Raw genomic sequence first — 15,053 nt, forward strand, 5'->3', positions numbered from 1 at the left:
CTCCCCCTCCGGGGGAGGGGACGAGGCTAAAACTGTTGTAACCTTTGCGCCTTTTTGCTACCTTCCGAGGGCCGCGACCGCGGCCCTTGCCATTTCCGCATTTCCGCACCGCCGCAACGAGGTGACCTCTTGTCCAGACGCTGTTTCCTGATCGTGAACCCTACCTCGGGGACCTACTCGCAGCAAAAAGTCGAACGCATCATGACCGGGCTCGCCGGGCGGGGCCTCGCCCCGGAGCTCCTCCCCACCCAAAGCGCCGCCGACCCGGCCCGCTTCGCCGCGCGCATCTGCGCCGAAGAGAGCGATCCCCTGATCGTGGTGGCGGGGGGGGATGGCACCATCAACGGTGTCCTAAACGGCCTCACCCCCGGAGCGGCCACCCTCGGCGTGGTCCCCCTTGGTACCTCGAACGTGCTGGCGCGCGAGCTGGAGATCGACTCCGTCGACGATGCCCTTAACCGCCTGGCCCGTGGCGAGGCGCGCCCCATATCCGTCGGCGAGATCGTGCGCGGCGGGGAGCGCCGCCGCTTTTTGCTCATGGCCGGTGCCGGTTTCGACGGGGCGGTGGTGCGCGACGTGCGGCTGTCGGAGAAAAGGACGCTGGGGAAGGGGGCCTACGTGTTGTCGGCGCTGCGTACCCTCTGGAACTGGGACGGCTCGCTCCTGTCGGTGACCGGAGGCGGCAAAAGCGTCTCCTGCCACGGCGTGATCGTCTGCAACGCCTCCAAGTACGGCGGCAACTTCGTGCTCGCCCCGAAGGCCGACCTCTTCGCCCCCGGCTTCGAGGTGCTCTGCATCTCAGGGGGGCGGCTGGCCTACCTGGGGCTCGCCCTGGGACTTTTGAACGGCACCGCCGTCTTCAGCAGCCACGTCACCTCCTTCAGCGCCGCGTCCCTGGAGATCACCGGTGAGAAGGCCGTGCAACTGGATGGAGACTACGTCTGCCCCACGCCGCTTGCCGTCCGGACCGTGCCGGACCTGGTGCGGCTGGTGGTGTGACATACCCGACTTTTTCCGTTGACAAAGCTGAGGCGATATTGATTAATGTGCGAGTGTGACCCGTTCGGCATCATCCCGCGTGAACCATCTATTACTACCTGAGTGGGGGAAGTGGCGTGGCTAAAGCTAAGATCATGTTGGTGGACGATACCAGGCTGATTCTTGAACTGGAGAAGAGCTTTCTCAAGGTCTCCCATGTTGACGTCATCACCGCCGGCGACGGCGTCCAGGCGCTGGAGCTGGTCCGCAAGGATCCTCCCGACCTGATTTTCATGGACGTGAACATGCCGCTCATGGACGGCATAACCTGCTGCAGGCTGTTGAAGAGCGATCCCTTCCTCTGCACCATCCCCGTCGTCATGCTCACCACCGCCGGCAACGATGAGGACCGCCAGCGCGCGCAGCAGGCCGGTTGCGACAACTTCCTCACCAAGCCGATCGATCGCCGCCTCTTCCTCGATATGGCCCACAAGTACACCGATGTCGTCGACCGGCGCGACGTGCGCGTCCCCTGCCAGTTTCCCGTGCTGTTCCTGTTGCGGCAAAGCTCGGTCGCGGCCCACGCCCTCGACATCGGCGACGGCGGGCTTTTCCTCGCCAGCCGCGAGGAGGTGCACCCCAACCAGGAGCTGAGGCTCGCCTTCTTCCTCGAGACTGAACCGGCGCGCTTACTGGAGATAAAGGGGAAGGTGGCCTGGGTCAACCAGGAGGGGAAACGGGTGCACGGCGGTCTTCCCACCGGCTTCGGGGTGGAATTCCTCGACCTCGAGCAGTCCCAAAAGGACGAGCTGTCCCGCTTCGTCGAGGCGGCGCGCGCGGAGCGCGGCTAGGGCCAGGGCGCGGCCAGAAGCGTCAATCGGAACCAGAGCCAGGTCAGCAGGGCGGCCGCCAGGTCGCCCGCTTTGTTGTCGATGAGCCGCCCCAGAAAGCGGTCGTAAAGGTCCAGAAACCTCCCCCCCCTCCCGTCTTCCCGTATCCCGCCGCTCACCACATCCAAAAAGAAGGGGATCTGCCAGGCGTTGCCCCGCACGTAGGCGCCGGTGCGGTACCACAAGGAGCGCCGTTGTCCCGCGTCGAGGTCGCCGATCGCCCGGTGCAGCGGTACCAGAAAGGGGGCGAGCTTCAGCTTCCCCGTGGCATCCTGGCTGCGGTAGCTGCCGCGCAGGCGGGCGATCAGGGGCAGCTGCCCGATGTGGGCCAGGTTCATCAGGATGGCGTTCAACGTTTGCCTGGGGAGGAGCCCTTCGGCCAGGAAGCGCCGGGGCGACGTGGTGATGGTGGCCGGCAGGAGGAGCCAGCGTCCCTCCCGTCGCACCCGCTCCGCCAGGAAGGTGTCTTCCATGAGCGGCAGCGAAGTGTCGTAGGGGCCGACCTGTGCGAAGAAGTCGCGCCGGATCAGGAAGCCCTGGTCGCCGTGGGTGCATCCGGGGCGGTCCAGTGAGGCCTTGGCGCCGTAGAAACGGTACGGGAGCGGGATGGTGCCGGGGAAGTCGAAGCGCAGGGCGAAGCGCCCCGCCGCCCGGTCTCCGGCGCGAAGGGCGGAACCGAGCGCGTCGAGCGCTTTCCTGAGTGCAAGCGGATCGTCGAAGCCGGAATCGATGTGCAGAAAGAGAAGGGTTTCGGCGCGGGCGGCGTCGGCGCCGCGGTTCAGCTGTCCCCCTCTCCCCTTGGCCCCCTCGAGGAGGATAAGCGGGAAGGGGAGCCCGGCGCGCATTCGCTGCGCGATCTGCAGGCTGTGGTCGCTGGATGCGCCGTCGGAGAGGATGACTTCCAGGCGTACCCCCTGCTGCCGGGCGAGTGCCGTGAGGAAGGGAGTCACGTTCCCCTCCTCGTTGTGGATCGGCACTACGACCGAAAGCTCGGGGTACGACTCATAGGGCAAGGGTATCCGCCTTCTCGACCAGGTTGGGGAGGTCCGGCTTGGTGAGGATGTCGCTGGCGCCCAGGTTGCGCCATTTCATCTTGTTGTCGTCGCTGGCGAGCGACGAGAAGATTACCACCGGCAGGCCGCCCAGGTCCGCCTCTTTCCTGATCAGCGCGGTGAGGTGCAGCCCGTCCATGCGGGGCATCTCGATGTCGGTGATCACGAGGCTCAGCAAATCCTTGAGCGGCTGCCCGCTCTCCGCGCATTTCTGACGTACCGCCTGCACGTGCTCCCACGCCTCCTCGCCGTTCTCCGCTTCCACCACCTGGTACCCCGCTTCGCGCAGGGATCCGCACATGGTCCTCCTGATAAAGGCCGAGTCGTCGGCGACCAGGATGGTCCTGGTGCCGCGGTTCAAGGCGGAGTTGGCCTGCATGAGCTCTTCGCCCGGTGCCGCCAGCGCCATGGTCGAGGAGAGTTCCCCGATGATCTTCTCGAAGTCGAGGATGAGGATGATCCTGTCCTCCATCTTCACCACGCCGGTGATGTTGGCGTCGTGGATCGCCTTGACAGGGGGCTCCACGTTTTCCCAGGAGATGCGGTAGATGCGGGAGACGGAGTGGACCTGGATGCCGACCACGATCCTGTTGAACTCGAGCACGATGACCCGGTCCGCCGGGATTCCGTCCGTGTTCTTGTTCAGCGAGCGGGAGAGGTCGATCAGGGTGATCACCTGGTCGCGCAGTTTGATCATGCCGCTCACGCAGGGGTGGGAGTTCACCACCTTGCGGGTTTCGGGCAGTCTGATGATCTCGCGCACCTTGGCCACGTTGACGCCGAAGTAGCAGGGGACCACGTTCCCTTTGCCGTCCACCTCGTCGATCCTGAATTCGACTATTTCCAGTTCGTTGGTGCCGCTTTCCAGCAGAATCTTGTTGTTCGGTTCCATACGCCCCCCGATTGTTTAATGCCGTTGCTTCTCATTACATCGGCAGCCGGTGGGAAATCATGAGGCAAAAACTGCAGGGCGGCTCCGCATCGGACCCGGATTAAAACCCTAACGCCAAGGCGCCAAGGCGCTAAGGCGCAAAGAGAATCTTCCCGGGACTTCCACGTGTTTCAGTTTTTCTTTGCGCCTCCGCGGCTCCGCGTCTTTGCGTTAAAGCTTTTGTTGTTAACGCAAAGACGCAAAGGCGCTAAGAAACCTAGTTGGGGGACCGACAAAGGCAACCCTAACGGACTCTTTGCGCCTTTGCGGCTTTGCGTTGAGTGCGGGGGGGTGTCCATTGTCAATTATCAATCGGCCAAGCGCACATCGACCCTGTTGTCGTAGAACGTGCTCCCGCCCCCCTGGTCGGTCAGGCGCTGCGAGGTGAGGGCGTTCACCGAGCGCTGTCCCGGCGCGTAGGCGAGCCACCACACCCCCTCGGCCACCACCACGCCCCGCGGCACCTTGGGCGTCACCTGCAGGGCGAAGGTCACCTCCCCGAGCTCATTCCAGGCGACCACCTCCGCGCCGTCGCCAAGCCCCTTGTCCGCAGCGTCCTGCGGGTTCATCTTGAGCTGCATCCCCCCTTGGCTCTGGCGCAACTCCTCCCGCTCGTAAAAGGTCGCGTTCAGCGCGTACGGGTTGGGCGCCGTCATGAGCCGGAAGGGAAGTCGCCCCTGCTCCTCGTGGGTGGGGAGGTAGCGCGGCAGCCGGTGCTCGAGCCGATCGTTCAGGATCTCGATCTTGCCCGACGGCGTCAGGATCCCTCCCGGCCTTGGTGCCAGGGTGACCGGGCGGCCCTCGGCGAGCGCCTCCTCGTCGATCCCCTGGCGCAGCGGCTTGGGAACCGCCAGCAACCGGTCGATCATCTGGTCCGCGCTGAGGGTGAAGATCTCCTCCGCAAAGCCCATCGCTTTCGCCAGCAGGGAAAAGACCTCCCAGTTGGACTTGCTCTCCCCCACCGGGTCGACCACCGCCTGGGCCCGCTGGATGCAGTAGGTGCCGTAGGAGCGGTAGATGTCGCTGTGCTCAAGCGACGAGGTGGCGGGGAGCACGATGTCGGCGTGGCGCGCGGTGTCGGTCAGGAAACGCTCGTGCACCACGGTGAAAAGGTCCTCGCGGCAAAGCCCCTTGAGCACCGCGTTCTGGTCCGGGGTTACCGCGGCGGGGTTGGAGTGGTAGACGTAGAGCCCCATGACCCGTGGGGAGTCGAGCTGGTTCAGCGCGTGCCCCAGTTGGTTCATGTTGACGAGCCGGGTGCTCTCCGGGCTCAGGTCCTCCCTGGTGAGGATCTCCATCGGAAAGGCCGCTCCGGTGGCGGTATCAGGGAAGCATCCTCCCCCCTCCTTGCCGTAGGCGCCGACCAGGGCCGGCAAGCAGCAGACGCAGCGCACGGTCATGGCGCCGTTGCCGTAGCGCGACAGGGCGCTCCCGAGCCGGATGAAGGGTGCTTGCGCGGCGGCGTAGGCCCGCGCCATCTCCTCGATGGTCCCGGCGTGAAGCCCGGTGATCTCGCCGCAGCGCTCGGGGGTGAATTCCGGCAGCACCTCGGCCGCGATTTCCTCGAATCCCAGCACCTGTGCGGCAATGAACTCCCGGTCCACGAGACCCTCGCGCGCCAGGACGTGCATCATCCCCAGCGCCAGGGCCCCGTCGCTCCCCGGGCGCACCAGGAAGGTGCGGTCGGCGGCGGAGGCGGTCGGGGTCTCGTAGGTGTCGATCAGCCACACCTTGCCCCCCTTTTGCCGCACCTCCTGCGCCTGGTTCAGGAAGTGGATGCTGGTCGCGGCGGCGTTGATGCCCCACAGGATCAGCAGGTCGCTCTTTCCCGCCGATTCCGGCGGCGGGGTGGCCGTCTTGCCCATCACCGCCTCCCACCCCGCTCCCTTGGCCGGGGAGCAGATGGTGCGGTCCAACCTAGAGGCACCCATGCGGTGGAAGAAGGGGTGCCCGGCGTTTCTCTGCACGATACCCATGGTCCCGGCGTAGGAGTAGGGGAGGATGGCCTGCGCCCCGTGTTCGGCGATGATGGCGCGCCAGCGCTCGGCGATGGCGGCGATGGCCTCGTCCCAGGAGATGGGGGTGAACTCTCCGCTTCCCTTCGCGCCGCTTCTCTTGAGCGGCGTGGTGAGGCGCAGCGGCGAGTGGACGCTTTTCTCGTAGTGGCGCATCTTCGGGCAGAGGGTGCCGCGGCTGAAAGGATGGAGGGGATCCCCCTGCACTGCCACGGCCTTGCCGTCTTCCACCTGCACCAGCATGCTGCAGGTGTCCGGGCAGTCGAAGGGGCAGACCGATCTCCTGGTTACGACGCTCATCGTGCTCTCCTGGGTTCGTGGAAACGGGTGGGGCAATCGGTGCGGCTGCTTCTTTTTAAATTTTTTGGCGGCTTAGATCAACAGAAAACGAGCGGGGGGAGAGCGGGGCCGCGCCCCGGGGATGGAGCGCGGCCCGGAAAAGCGGTGCCGCTACTTCTTGTGGCACTTGGCGCAGTTGCCGGCAGGCTTGAAGGCCTTCTTGCCGTTATGGCACTCGCCGCAGTACTTGCCGGCGTTGATGTCGGCCATCTTCATGGAGGCGGCGCCCTTCTTCATCTTGAAGATCTTGGTGTGGCACTCGTTACATTTGAGCCCCTTACCGGCGTGGTCAGCACCCTTGAAGGTCACCTTGCCCATCGAGGTCGGCCATTCCAACGTCTTCCCGGCCGGAACCGCCATCACCTGTGCCGCCGTCATCACCACCGCCAAAGCCGTCGCTGCAATCGCAATACGTTTCATATTCGCTCCTTCTTCATTAGTAAAAACCCTTTCTGTGATAGCACAGGTGAGGGCGATGTCAAGAAGTCACCACGGCGCCTGCCGAAAAGACCCATGCTTTCCGGCGGGGTTCCCCCTTGCAATTCTGCGGAGTTGCAGTTTAATGTGATGGTCGGCATCTTTTCTTATTAAAGCGGGCACGGACTGAGATGGAAGACGACTACAGCGAATACCGAGCGGCCCTCGCGCCGGGGATGCGCATCGAGATCGGGATACCGCTCTCCGGCGGCGGCGTGTTCCGGGACTGGGGCGTCATCAGCGAGTCCCAGGGGGACCAGCTGCAGGTGCAGATCTCCCGAGACGTTCTGCCCGCCAACGTGCGGGTCGACGTAGGCTTCATCCTGGACGTGAGCATCCGGCTCGGCAAGGACAGCTATACCTGCAGCGGGATCGTCACCGACAGGCTGGGGGGACGGGTACTGCTGATCCGGCTTTTCGGCAGGTTCACCCTGAGCGAACGGCGCCAGTTCTTCAGGGCGGACATGGCCTTGAAGGTCCGCTACGACATCGTGGACGAATCCAACAGCAGGGAGGTGGAACGGGACTGGGAGGTGCGCAAGGAACGCGAGCAGATGAAGTTCCAGGGCTACGACGATTTCGTCATCGCGGCCCAGATGGCCCGCTTCCAGCCGGCCAAGCCGATCGCCTGGCAGGATCTGCTCAGGGCCCAGTTGAACCTTGGCGGCGGGGGGATCTGCCTGCGCATGCCGACCACCGCCCGCCCCGAGCAGCTGGTCAACATGGAACTGTACCTTCCCCTCGAACCGCCGCGACTGGTGCACGTGGTCGGGCAGGTGATCCACATAAAGCCTCCCCTGACGCTGCGCGACGGCTCCAGCCGTTACGACGTCGGCATGGAGTTCCTCTTCCTGGACGAGCGGGACCGCGACCTCATCTTCAAGCAGATCTCCTCGGTCCAGATCGCCCACCTGCGCAAGATTGCCGACAAGCGCGAGGTCGAGGAGCGGGAGGAAACGCAACCGGGTTTCCCCTCCAGGAAAAAGCTCATCACCCGCCTGGCCTGGACCCTGTTATTCCTGCTGCTGGCCGGCCTCGTCGGCCGCTACCTCATCTCCTACAGCAAGGCCCCCCCGGAGAACGAGATCCAGAAAACCTACGAAGAGTCCATCCGAAAGTACCGCCACCTGGATAAGAACCCCTGACCCACGCTACCGTATTGCCTTGGGGGGCAAAGTCTACTATGATGCGCTCTCCCAGAGATCCGCCCCGTCGATGCCGGGAGGGGATCATGGGTGAGGAGCGAACTATGACCAACATGATCAGCGCCGAAGGGCGTAGAAAATTGCAGGAACGCTACGACTTTCTCTGGGAAACGGAGCGGCCGCGCATGGTGAAGAACATGGCGGACGCCGCCGCCGAGGGTGACCGCTCCGAGAACGCGGAATACATCTACTCCAAAAAGAGGCTGCGCGAGATCGACCGCGAACTGAAACACCTCGGGGACCGCCTGAAGGTCCTCAAGGTGGTCTACCCGCCGCTGAACCCCACCTCGGTCAGTTTCGGCTGCTGGGTCAGCTACGAGGACGAGGATGGGGAGGAGCGCTGTTACCAGTTGGTCGGGCCCGACGAGTTCGACGTGAGTCTGGGGAAGATCAGTATCGACTCCCCGGTGGGCAAGGCGCTGCTCGGCAAGAAGGTCGACGACGAAGTTACCATAAAGAGGCCGGCGGGCGACCTTACCGTCACCGTGCTCGCCATTACCTCCAGGAAACCGGAGTAGCCCAAGTCACAGGGGACTCGAAAACCGTTTGACCTTCTTTGGCGAGCGGTTATAGTGTAGCAGACCCGTCTCCGAAGCGATTTCCATTGAGTCAAGGACCGTCCCAAGTATACATGTCAGACGTCAAGATCCTTATAGTGGTAAAAGATGATGAAGCAGGTGCCGCCTATTCCCATGCCGTGACCGAAGTCGGGGTGGCCTGTGACATCGCGCGGTCGTTCGCCGAGATGTCGCAGATGGCCACCGACAACCGCTACAACGGTTTTCTGGTGGACATCCTGACGCTGGTACGTTGCAGCAAGGAAGAGAAGGTGATCGCCTATGAGTGCATCAACCTCTTCCCCGTGCTGCGGGTGAAGTGGGAGGCACGGCAGAAGAAGATCAAGCTGAGCCCGCTGGAACAGAGCTTTTCCCCCGATACCGGCTCGGCGCTGCGCTTCTTCATCGAAAACCGTTGCCGCAACTTCCCCGCGCGATCGTTGCGCCGATCGCCGCGCCGGCAGATCAACCTGAACCTCTACTACAGCACCGACCCCGACTTCCCGGCCGATAACACCCACAAGTCCTTTACCATCAACCTCGGCAGCCACGGGCTCTTCCTGCATACCATGCACGACTTCCTGCAGGGGGAAACCATATGGATCCGCTTCCTCGAGTTCGCCGATCAGACCCCGATTCGCGCCACCGTGCGCTGGTCGCAGCCTTGGGGGGTGACCCGCTGCATTCCCGGCGCAGGGGTGATGTTCGAAGCGATGACCAAGAAACAGGAGCAGGAGATCGCCAAGCTGCTCGATCTCTAGCCCCCTTGCCAGGAAATCCCCATGTGCACGCTGTTACTCGCCTACCGGGCCCACCCCGAATACCGGCTCGTCATCGCCGCCAACCGTGATGAGTATTACCAGCGTCCGACGCGTCCCGCCCATTTCTGGGAAGACGCGCCGCACATCTTCGCCGGGCGGGACCTGGTGCACGGCGGCACCTGGTTCGGCGTCACCGCGACCGGCCGCTTAGCCGCGCTCACCAACTACCGCGATCCCAGCGATCTGCACCGGCACGGTCCTTCATCACGCGGGCAGCTGGTGAGCGGCTTCCTGGCGGACGAGGCGGGCGCCGAGGAGTACCTGGCCCGGCTGCGGGAGTCCGGCATCCCCTACGGCGGCTATAACCTCCTGGTCGGCGACAGCGAGCGGCTGTTCTGCTACTCCAACAAGAGTGACCGGGTGCTCCCGATCGAGCCGGGCATCCACGGTCTCAGCAACCACCTGCTCGACACCCCCTGGCCCAAGGTGTGCCGCGGCAAGTCAGGCCTCGCCCGCATCCTTGCCCGTGGGGAGGCCGTGCCGGAGGGGCTTTTCGCACTCCTCGCTGACGAGACGCACCCCCCGGACCGGGAACTGCCGGACACGGGCGTTGGGCTCGAGCTGGAGCGGATGTTGTCGCCGGTCTTCATCAGGAGCGCGCAGTACGGAACGCGCTCATCTACCGTTTTGCTGGTGGATCACGGGGGGAAGGCGACCTTCATCGAGCGCAGTTTCGACATGGGCGCCAGGGAGAGTCAGGCGCAATTCCAGTGGTGAGAGGCTGATTCCCCCCTCGCCCCCCGGGAGAGGGCGGGGTGAGGGCGCTTTGCAACGGGAAACATGAAAGGGGCGAACCATGCTGGTTCGCCCCTTCTCTTGTTCCTACGGACGGGGTCCGTAGGGGCGAATAACCATTCGCCCGGACCTTGCCCGCTCCTCTATGCCCGCGTCTACTGGTACTGGATGTACAGCGGTTTCGGGTTCAGCATGAGCACCTCTTTCGGGGTGAGCAGCGGATCACCCTTCTTGGTGTCGTTGTGGTAGAAGAGCTTGAACCCGGTGAACTCGACCGGTTCGGCCACGACGTAGTCCTTGTAGGAGTCGCGCTTGAGCCAGGGAGCGCCCCAGCCGTCCATGTTCATCACGATCTGCACCTCGGGGCGAAGCTGGATGTTCTTCGCGTTGGTCACACCGTTGCGGGTGAAGCGGTGCACGATGAACACCTTCGGCGGGAGGTTGTACTTCTTCACCAGATCCTTCAGGTAGTTCGAGGCGTAGTTGATGTCGGCCGCGTCGTAGGTGCCGATCTTGGTGCCGGGCTTCTTGCCGCTCTTGATCAGGTTGAACTCGGGGTCGATGCCCAGGTGCACGTCGGGGTTCTTGAGGATCCACTCGAAGCGGGGCAGCACGTTGCGGATGTTGTCATGCCCGGTCTGGATGTCGATGAACATGATGGCGTTGATCGACCTGGCCCAGCTGTAGACGTCGTTGATGATCTTGTCGGGCATCACCATGCGGTAGAGCCCGGCCTTGCCCGGCTCACCCTGGGCCACGACGGCGATCAGGTGCAGCGCGGGCTGTACCGGGTGGGACGGATCCGCAGCCTGCCACTTGGCGGCTTCCCGCTTCAGGCGCTGCAGCATGTCGTCCTTCTGGTACTCTCCAAGAGCCCCCATCCTCTTGGAGAGCGGGTTGCCGTAGTAGGCCACGATCCTCTTCTGGGGCAGGATGGAGCCCGGCAGCGGCGCGGGATATTTCACCGGCCAACCCTTCTTGGCGGCGAAGTCCGGGTCTTCACCGGCGCGGTAATTCACCTTGGGGGCGGCTGCCTCTGTTCCTTTGGCCCCTTTGCCCTTCCCCTTTTTCCCGGCGCTGGAGTGCGCGTCGAACTTGGCGGCGCCGGCCGGTGCGGCCGCTTCGGTTGCCGCTACGGGTGCCGCCGGGGTGGCGGTTGCGGGTGTGGTGGCTGCAGGGGTAGCGGCCGCCGGTGCGGCCTGCGCCGACGAGGGCTGCCCTTGCTGCACGGTTGTGGACACCGTGGTGGCGGAGGCCTTTTTATCCTTGCATCCCATGAGCGCCAGCGGCATGGCCAGCAGGGCGATCAGCAGCAGGGCAGGGCGGTGGTTCGAGTACAGGTGCTTCACGTTGACGTTCTCCTTATGGTGGTGCAGCCTGGACCGGCCTTGGCCTATGCGGCAGCTTGAAACGGGCGGCGCCGGGCGTGCTTATTTCCTGATTGTGCGGAGTCTGGTTTTGGCGGTAACGGGGGAGATATCGGGGCGGGCCTTAGTGCCTTACACCTGTGACAAAACCGACAAGCTCGTCCGTACTTATACCTTTTTTGCATTTGCGGTGTCAACAACCTGTGACCGGTTTTGGTGAGAAAAGTTTAAGTTGTGATTCTTTTTGCCCCTTAGACCCGGTATTTTTTCGTTTCTTCAAAGAATTGTTCCTATTTAGCGCCACTATGGCGTTGACGATAGCTCTTTGCCGGTGGTATGCTCGGCGGTCGAAAATAGGTCCGACCTTTTCACCGGTCGGCGGCGATAGATTACAGCTTGGCAGTACCAGCAGCAGAAATTCAATTCAATGTTAACCGGAGGTATCTGTGCGCAAGAAGATCGGTATTCTGTTGGCTCTCGCTTTGTCCCTGTTGTCCGCGGCAACCGCTTTCGCGGCGGCTCCCGCCAAGCCGGTGACGATCGGCATCTCCAAGATCGTTTCCCACCCGGCGCTGGATGCTGTCGTGAAGGGCATTCAGGATGAACTGAAGGACTCCAAGATGAACGCCACCTTCGACGTGCAGAACGCCAACGGCGACATCAACACCGCGGCGTCCATCGCCACCAAGTTCCAGAGCCAGAAGGTCGACCTCGCCGTCGGCGTCGCCACCCCGACCGCCCAGGCGCTGGTGAACACCCTGAAAGGGATCCCGATCGTCTTCTCCGCCGTTACCGATCCGGTCAAGGCGGGCCTGGTTCCCTCCCTCGCCAAGGGGGGCAAGAACGTCACCGGCGTTTCCGACATGACCCCGGTGAAGCAGCAGATCGAGATGCTGCTCAAGATCAAGCCGAAGACCAAGCGTATCGGCCACATCTACACCAGCTCCGAGGAGAACGCCGTGGTGCTGGCCGGCATGGTGAAGCAGGTTTGCAAGGAGAAGCACCTCGAGTTCGTTGAGACCACCGTCACCAAGTCCGCCGAGGTGAAGCAGGCCGCCCAGACCATCGCCAACCGTGTCGACGCCATCTACATCTCCACCGACAACACCGTCGTCTCCGCCATGAGCGCCGTAGCCGAGGTGGCCGCCAAGGCCAAGATTCCGGTCATGTCCGCGGACCCGAGCTCCTCCGAGACCTATGACGTCCTCGCCGCCTGGGGCTTCGACTACTACAAGATGGGCCGCGCCACCGGCAAGATGATCATCGAGATTCTCAAGGGAAAGAAGCCGGAGCAGATCCCGACCCGCTTCATGACCAAGGCTAGCGACGTCGACCTTCTGATCAACCTCGACGTAGCCAAGAAGCTCGGCCTGACCGTCCCGGCCGACATCGTCAAAGCCGCCAAGACCGTCCGTCAGAACGGCAAGATCACCAAGAAGTAGATAAAGCGAAAAAACCAGAAACCATTGGCCACGGAGAAAATCTGAGAACTTCTGAGAAAGGCTAGAAGCGAGCTTTTGGCTTTAAACCTTTAAAAGATTCTGGTTCTCTCCGATTTCCTCAGATTTTCTCCGTGGCCAATGGTTTTGACTATGGGTGTAAGAAGGGTCTTATGATCGAAGGTATTTTTGTCGAAGGCTTGATCTATGGCATCATGGTCCTGGGCGTGTTCATCTCGTTCAGGATCCTTGATTTTCCGGACCTGACGGTTGACGGGTCCTTCCCTTTGGGCGCCGCACTCATGGTGCAGTGCCTCCTGTTAGGCATGAACGGCTGGCTCGCGCTCCTCGTCGCCTTTGCCGGCGGCGTGCTGGCCGGCGTGGTCACCGCGCTCATCCACAACCACTTGAGGGTGCCGAACCTCCTGGCCGGTATCCTCACCATGACCATGCTCTACTCGATCAACATCCGCATCCTGGGTAACCGCGCCAACGTCCCGATCCTGGATCAGACCACTCTCCTGAAGCAGGTCACCGAAAAGTTCACCGGCATCATCCCGGACGAGTACATCCTGCTGGTGTTCTTCCTGATTGTCGCCCTGGTGGTGAAGGTGCTGTTAGACCTCTTCTTCCGCACCGACCTCGGCATGACCATGGGGGCCATGGGGAACAACGAGCAGATGGTCATCTCGCAGGGTGTCAACCCGAAGACTCTGAAGACCATCGGCGTCGGCCTCTCCAACGGCCTGGTAGCCATCTCCGGCGCCTTCGCCGCGCAGTATCTCGGCTTCGCCGACGTGGGCCTTGGCCAGGGAATCATCGTTTCCGGCCTCGCTTCCGTGATGATCGGCGAGTTCCTCGTGCTGAAAAGCAACAGGATCGGCGTCCTCACCCTCTGTGCCCTGGCCGGTTCCGTGTGCTTCTACGCGGTCATGTACGTCGGGCGCTTCTACGGCTACGTGATCCACATGACCCCGAGCGACCTGAACCTGATCAAGGGGGTGCTGATTATCGCCCTTCTCATCGCGACACAGGCCAAGAAACTGAAGGTCCCGTTTAAGGTGGCAAAATGATAGAGCTTAAAAACGTTTCCATCGTCTTTGGCCAGGGGACCGTGAACGAGAACAAGGCCCTTAACAACATCAACCTCAAGGTGAAGGAAGGCGACTTCATCACCATCATCGGCTCCAACGGCGCCGGCAAGTCGACCCTGTTCAACACCATCGCCGGGACCTATCTCCCGAGCGAGGGGGCCATCTTCGCCAACGACAAGAACGTGACCCGGGATCCCGAGTACAAGAGGGCGAAGTACATCGGCAGGATCTTCCAGAACCCGCTGCTCGGCACCGCCGGCAACATGAGCCTGGAAGACAACATGACCATCACCCACAAAAAGGGGATGAAGTGGTTGCGCCGCAGCCTGAACAGCAAGACCCGCGAGATGTTCAGGCAGCAGCTGGTGCAGCTCAAGATGGGGCTCGAGCACCGCATGAAGGAGAACCTGGTCATGTTCTCCGGCGGTCAGCGCCAGGCGCTCACCCTGCTCATGATGGTCCTCTCCAAGCCGTCCCTGATCCTTCTGGACGAGCACACCGCGGCGCTCGACCCGAAGAACGCGGAGATCGTGCTGGAGCTGACCAACAAGTTCATCAGCGAGTACAACCTGACCGCCATGATGATCACCCACAACATGACCCACGCCATCGAGTTCGGCAACCGTCTGCTCATGATGGACGGCGGCGAGATCATCTTCGACATCGAGGGCGAGGAGAAGAAGGCCCTCACCGTGGAGAAGCTGATCCAGAAGTTCCACGAACTGCGTCACAAGACCTTCGAGAACGACAGGACCCTGCTCGCCGAAGACTAAGCGACGGAGAAGAGAAGAGACACGGGAAGGCCCGGCAGAGAATCCTGCCGGGCCTTTTTGTTTAAAGTCTAAAGGCTCTAACGCAAAGGCGCGAAGCCGCTGAGACGCAGAGGTAGGCCATAGTCTTTTTTGGGGGGGTACGGTTTTCTTAGCTCCCTTGCTGCTTGGCTTTGCGTTGGGGTCTTACGTTTTTGTCGTTTCACCCCCAAAAGCCTTCCTTGCGTCTTTGCGCCTTTGCGTTACCAATGGTTTTCGTGTTTAGAATCCGTTTGTCTCAACTGCCCTCAGGTGTTCGGGTTTTGCTGTTCTTGGCGACTTGGCGGCTTTGCGCCTTTGCGTTAAAGCCTTTGGGGTTCCGCGTATCCCGTCTACATAATCAT

General features: G+C 62.5%; 14 protein-coding genes. 9 read left to right on the plus strand and 5 right to left on the minus strand.

Annotation, left to right across the window (positions count from 1 at the left end; all coding sequences use genetic code 11):
- Positions 1 to 129 precede the first annotated feature (129 nt).
- Both KOL99_RS15845 and KOL99_RS15850 read left to right on the plus strand, forming a co-directional pair.
- Positions 130 to 999, plus strand: coding sequence for a diacylglycerol/lipid kinase family protein (locus KOL99_RS15845; RefSeq protein ID WP_216511438.1), 870 nt, complete (start codon positions 130 to 132; stop codon positions 997 to 999).
- Between the two features lie 116 nt (positions 1,000 to 1,115).
- Positions 1,116 to 1,829: a response regulator gene (locus KOL99_RS15850; RefSeq protein WP_216511439.1), complete on the plus strand. Its 714-nt coding sequence runs from the start codon at positions 1,116 to 1,118 to the stop codon at positions 1,827 to 1,829.
- On the opposite strand, the gene KOL99_RS15855 is transcribed toward KOL99_RS15850, so the two are convergent.
- The 4 genes from KOL99_RS15855 to KOL99_RS15870 all read right to left on the minus strand — a co-directional run bounded on the left by KOL99_RS15855 (position 1,826) and on the right by KOL99_RS15870 (position 6,625).
- The gene (locus tag KOL99_RS15855; RefSeq protein ID WP_216511440.1) at positions 1,826 to 2,881 is read right to left on the minus strand and encodes a TIGR04283 family arsenosugar biosynthesis glycosyltransferase; all 1,056 of its coding nucleotides are present in this window, start codon (positions 2,879 to 2,881) and stop codon (positions 1,826 to 1,828) included. The genes KOL99_RS15850 and KOL99_RS15855 overlap by 4 nt on opposite strands.
- Positions 2,871 to 3,812, minus strand: coding sequence for a chemotaxis protein CheV (locus KOL99_RS15860; protein ID WP_216511441.1), 942 nt, complete (start codon positions 3,810 to 3,812; stop codon positions 2,871 to 2,873). The genes KOL99_RS15855 and KOL99_RS15860 overlap by 11 nt, the downstream gene beginning before the upstream one ends.
- Before the next feature lie 347 nt (positions 3,813 to 4,159).
- Positions 4,160 to 6,166, minus strand: a complete 2,007-nt coding sequence (locus tag KOL99_RS15865; RefSeq protein WP_216511442.1) for a molybdopterin oxidoreductase family protein — start codon at positions 6,164 to 6,166, stop codon at positions 4,160 to 4,162.
- Positions 6,167 to 6,316: 150 nt separating this feature from the next.
- Positions 6,317 to 6,625 (minus strand): cytochrome c3 family protein, encoded by a 309-nt coding sequence (locus KOL99_RS15870; protein WP_216511443.1) that lies wholly within the window; start codon positions 6,623 to 6,625, stop codon positions 6,317 to 6,319.
- Between the two features lie 188 nt (positions 6,626 to 6,813).
- Between KOL99_RS15870 and KOL99_RS15875 the strand changes: the two genes are divergently transcribed.
- The 4 genes from KOL99_RS15875 (at position 6,814) to KOL99_RS15890 (ending at position 9,982) form a co-directional block, all read left to right on the plus strand.
- Positions 6,814 to 7,827 (plus strand): PilZ-like domain-containing protein, encoded by a 1,014-nt coding sequence (locus tag KOL99_RS15875; RefSeq protein WP_216511444.1) that lies wholly within the window; start codon positions 6,814 to 6,816, stop codon positions 7,825 to 7,827.
- 104 nt (positions 7,828 to 7,931) lie between these two features.
- A complete protein-coding gene (locus tag KOL99_RS15880; protein ID WP_216511445.1) occupies positions 7,932 to 8,405 on the plus strand; it encodes a GreA/GreB family elongation factor in 474 nt (157 codons plus the stop codon).
- A gap of 113 nt (positions 8,406 to 8,518) precedes the next feature.
- Complete coding sequence (locus KOL99_RS15885; RefSeq protein ID WP_216511446.1) at positions 8,519 to 9,205, plus strand: PilZ domain-containing protein; 687 nt, start codon at positions 8,519 to 8,521, stop codon at positions 9,203 to 9,205.
- A gap of 21 nt (positions 9,206 to 9,226) precedes the next feature.
- A complete protein-coding gene (locus tag KOL99_RS15890) occupies positions 9,227 to 9,982 on the plus strand; it encodes an NRDE family protein (protein ID WP_216511447.1) in 756 nt (251 codons plus the stop codon).
- 173 nt (positions 9,983 to 10,155) lie between these two features.
- On the opposite strand, the gene KOL99_RS15895 is transcribed toward KOL99_RS15890, so the two are convergent.
- Positions 10,156 to 11,292, minus strand: a complete 1,137-nt coding sequence (locus KOL99_RS15895) for a hypothetical protein (RefSeq protein WP_236026329.1) — start codon at positions 11,290 to 11,292, stop codon at positions 10,156 to 10,158.
- A 521-nt stretch (positions 11,293 to 11,813) separates the two neighbouring features.
- On the opposite strand from KOL99_RS15895, the gene KOL99_RS15900 reads away from it, so the two are divergent.
- The 3 genes from KOL99_RS15900 (at position 11,814) to KOL99_RS15910 (ending at position 14,673) form a co-directional block, all read left to right on the plus strand.
- Positions 11,814 to 12,809 (plus strand): ABC transporter substrate-binding protein, encoded by a 996-nt coding sequence (locus tag KOL99_RS15900; RefSeq protein WP_216511449.1) that lies wholly within the window; start codon positions 11,814 to 11,816, stop codon positions 12,807 to 12,809.
- 170 nt (positions 12,810 to 12,979) lie between these two features.
- Positions 12,980 to 13,879, plus strand: coding sequence for an ABC transporter permease (locus tag KOL99_RS15905; RefSeq protein ID WP_216511450.1), 900 nt, complete (start codon positions 12,980 to 12,982; stop codon positions 13,877 to 13,879).
- Positions 13,876 to 14,673, plus strand: a complete 798-nt coding sequence (locus tag KOL99_RS15910; protein ID WP_216511451.1) for an ABC transporter ATP-binding protein — start codon at positions 13,876 to 13,878, stop codon at positions 14,671 to 14,673. The genes KOL99_RS15905 and KOL99_RS15910 overlap by 4 nt, the downstream gene beginning before the upstream one ends.
- The last annotated feature ends 380 nt before the right edge of the window (positions 14,674 to 15,053 follow it).

The organism is Geomonas azotofigens (assembly GCF_018919395.1).
Lineage (GTDB): Bacteria > Desulfobacterota > Desulfuromonadia > Geobacterales > Geobacteraceae > Geomonas > Geomonas azotofigens.

Bases quoted from the DNA above. Each gene is read 5' to 3' on its own strand.
- KOL99_RS15875 (WP_216511444.1), top strand. From the start codon at position 6,814: ATGGAAGACGACTACAGCGAATACCGAGCGGCCCTCGCGCCGGGGATG.
- KOL99_RS15890 (WP_216511447.1), top strand. From the start codon at position 9,227: ATGTGCACGCTGTTACTCGCCTACCGGGCCCACCCCGAATACCGGCTC.
- KOL99_RS15880 (WP_216511445.1), top strand. From the start codon at position 7,932: ATGACCAACATGATCAGCGCCGAAGGGCGTAGAAAATTGCAGGAACGC.
- KOL99_RS15865 (WP_216511442.1), bottom strand. From the start codon at position 6,166: ATGAGCGTCGTAACCAGGAGATCGGTCTGCCCCTTCGACTGCCCGGAC.
- KOL99_RS15870 (WP_216511443.1), bottom strand. From the start codon at position 6,625: ATGAAACGTATTGCGATTGCAGCGACGGCTTTGGCGGTGGTGATGACG.
- KOL99_RS15905 (WP_216511450.1), top strand. From the start codon at position 12,980: ATGATCGAAGGTATTTTTGTCGAAGGCTTGATCTATGGCATCATGGTC.
- KOL99_RS15910 (WP_216511451.1), top strand. From the start codon at position 13,876: ATGATAGAGCTTAAAAACGTTTCCATCGTCTTTGGCCAGGGGACCGTG.
- KOL99_RS15860 (WP_216511441.1), bottom strand. From the start codon at position 3,812: ATGGAACCGAACAACAAGATTCTGCTGGAAAGCGGCACCAACGAACTG.
- KOL99_RS15885 (WP_216511446.1), top strand. From the start codon at position 8,519: ATGTCAGACGTCAAGATCCTTATAGTGGTAAAAGATGATGAAGCAGGT.
- KOL99_RS15895 (WP_236026329.1), bottom strand. From the start codon at position 11,292: ATGCCGCTGGCGCTCATGGGATGCAAGGATAAAAAGGCCTCCGCCACC.